The organism is Amycolatopsis kentuckyensis (assembly GCF_002155975.1).
GTDB lineage: Bacteria > Actinomycetota > Actinomycetes > Mycobacteriales > Pseudonocardiaceae > Amycolatopsis > Amycolatopsis kentuckyensis.
Genome location: NZ_MUMI01000910.1, coordinates 1 through 586 on the forward strand (window position 1 = coordinate 1; position 586 = coordinate 586).

Annotated in this window: 1 protein-coding gene; it reads left to right on the forward strand. The window is 72.7% G+C overall.

From position 1 onward, the window contains the following. Positions 1-586 (forward strand): PAS domain-containing protein (locus CCN39_RS49075; protein ID WP_158104636.1); only part of this gene is annotated, 586 nt, incomplete at both ends.

Sequence of the window (586 nt, forward strand, 5' to 3'; positions counted from 1 at the left end):
GTGACGGAGGCGGTCGACGACCCCGCCTCCGGAGAGGTCGAGCGGCTGATGCGGCGGGTCCTGGAAACAGGAGAGCCGCAACACCTGGAGAACCACGCGCGGGCACCCGGCGAGACCCGCGAACACGCCTGGTCGGTCCACCTCTACCGGCTGGAGGACGAAGACGGCCGCGTTCTCGGCGTGGCCACCACCGGGCACGACATGACGGAGCAGTACTGGGCCCGCAAACGCCTCCAGCTCATCGCAGAGGCCGGCCAACGCATCGGCAGCACCCTCGACGTGACGCGGACGGCACAGGAACTGGCGGACATCGCGGTCCCGGACCTCGCCGACTTCATCAGCGTCGACCTGCTGGCCTCCCTCGACGACGGCACCTCCCCCGTCCTCGCGGCGGCGGGGGAGTACGGCCAGGTTCCACGGCTGCCCGCTGCGGGCCGCCCCCTGCCCCTCAGGCGGATCGCCCACCGGTCCGTCCACCCGGGGACGCCCGAGGCGGTCGTCGCGCTCGGTGACGTCGACGAGTACCCGGACGGCTCCCCGCCGGTGGAGAGCCTGCGGTCGGGGCGTGCCGTGCTGTTCCAGGTGA